This window comes from Opacimonas viscosa (genome assembly GCF_024199005.1).
In the GTDB taxonomy this organism is placed as follows: domain Bacteria; phylum Pseudomonadota; class Gammaproteobacteria; order Enterobacterales; family Alteromonadaceae; genus Opacimonas; species Opacimonas viscosa.
In genome coordinates, this window is sequence record NZ_JANATA010000095.1 from 1 (window position 1) to 276 (window position 276).

Sequence of the window (276 nt, forward strand, 5' to 3'; positions counted from 1 at the left end):
GTGCCCCTTTGAATAGATGTGACAGCCTGGCAAATTTTGATTAAAGCAGTATTTTGGAACGAGTTATGAGCGCTAACGGTATTAATTCTATCAGCGAGTTTTTGTTACATGCAGGCACTGAATATCAGGTTTTTGATTTAGGTCGTCGCCTTGAACCCACCGATAGTCAAACCTTTCTAGAAATAGAAAACGGCAGTGCTTACGCGCCCTACCCTCGTCAGCAGCATGCGTGGTTCGGCATCGTCTTTTGGAATAAAAATGCCTCCACGCAACACT

At 44.6% G+C, this 276-nt stretch carries 1 protein-coding gene; it reads left to right on the forward strand.

The window, feature by feature from the left end; translation table 11 throughout:
* Positions 1-65: 65 nt before the first annotated feature.
* A partial coding sequence (locus NLF92_RS12840; protein WP_254102600.1) for a DUF3549 family protein occupies positions 66-276 on the forward strand: 211 nt, incomplete at its 3' end.